This is a genomic window from Mycobacterium sp. ENV421 (assembly GCF_002887815.1).
GTDB lineage: Bacteria > Actinomycetota > Actinomycetes > Mycobacteriales > Mycobacteriaceae > Mycobacterium.
In genome coordinates this window covers 1-1,176 of the sequence record NZ_PDHO01000129.1, presented here as the reverse complement: position 1 = coordinate 1,176, position 1,176 = coordinate 1, and the positions used below count along the sequence as shown (strand labels likewise).

Genomic DNA, 1,176 nt, shown 5'->3' with positions numbered 1-1,176 from the left:
GCAGGTCGCAGCGTCGAGCCACTGGCTGCGGTCCTGCAGGATCTCGCGTTTGAGGCTGGCGTTGAACGATTCGGCGAGCGCGTTATCGGCACTTGACCCGATCCCGCCCATAGACTGGGTGACGCCCAGATCTGCGCAGAATGTCGCGAAATCGGTTGAGGTGTACTGACTTCCGTGATCCGAATGGAACACAGCACCCGCCAGCGAACCACGCAGCGCCTCGGCGGCGATGAGGGCATCTTCGACGAGTTCAGTGCGCATGTGCTCAGCGATCGCCCACCCCGCTACTCGGCCGGAGAAGCAATCGATCACCGTCGCGAGATACAGATTCGACCCGGTCGCCAAGGGCAGGTAGGTGATGTCTCCGACGTACTTTTCGTTGGGTGCCGCTGCGGTGAAATCCCGGTTGAGCAGGTCGGGGACCTTCTGGTTGGCCGGATCGGGTGTGGTGGTCTTCACCCGGCGGCGGCGTCGGTAGCCGGCGATCCTGGCCGCCCGCATCACCCGTGCCACCCGTTTGTGGTTGACCCGCTCCTGCTCGGGCACGCCGTCGTTGAGTTCAGCGGTGATCCGCGGCGCCCCGTAGGTGTTGTCCGCCTCATGGACGGTACGGATCCGTTCGGCCAGTGCCTGGTCAGTCGCTTCGCGGGCAGCGCGGCCATCGGCACCAGCAAGCCAGGCGTAGAACGAGGAACGCGCGATATCGACGATCGCGCACAGCCACTTCACCGGGTAGGTGTCGAGGTGGTCGGCGACGAACTGGAAGCGGCTCACCAGTTCGTCTCCCCGGCGAAATATTTGGCCGCCGACCGCAGAATGTCGCGCTCGGTGGACAACCGGGTCTTGTCCGCACGTAGCTGCCCCTACTTCGGCACGTAGCCGGGCCAGCTCCTGGTCAGGAGTTTCCGCGCCCGAGACCGGTGCGGCACCAGTGGTGGGGTTGCGGTGCCGAATCGGCACCCCGGCCGCCTTGCACCAGGCCGACAGCGTCACCCCACTGATGCCGAGTTCGTCGGCGATCTGGGTGATCGTCGCGCCTTCAGTGTCTCGGTACAGCGCCACCGCGTCCCGTTTGAACTCGTCGGGATAATTTTTCCTTGCCATCGGTGTCGATCATCTCGCTTCCCCCGCCAATCTTGCGGGATTAAGCGTGTCCAACACCTGGGGTCAAGACCC

The 1,176-nt window shown here is 64.5% G+C and carries 1 protein-coding gene; it reads right to left on the bottom strand.

The genetic code is table 11. From position 1 onward, the window contains the following. The coding region (locus CRM90_RS29990) for an IS3 family transposase (protein ID WP_102810455.1) at positions 1 to 1,104 on the bottom strand (1,104 nt) is incomplete at its 3' end. Positions 1,105 to 1,176 lie beyond the last annotated feature (72 nt).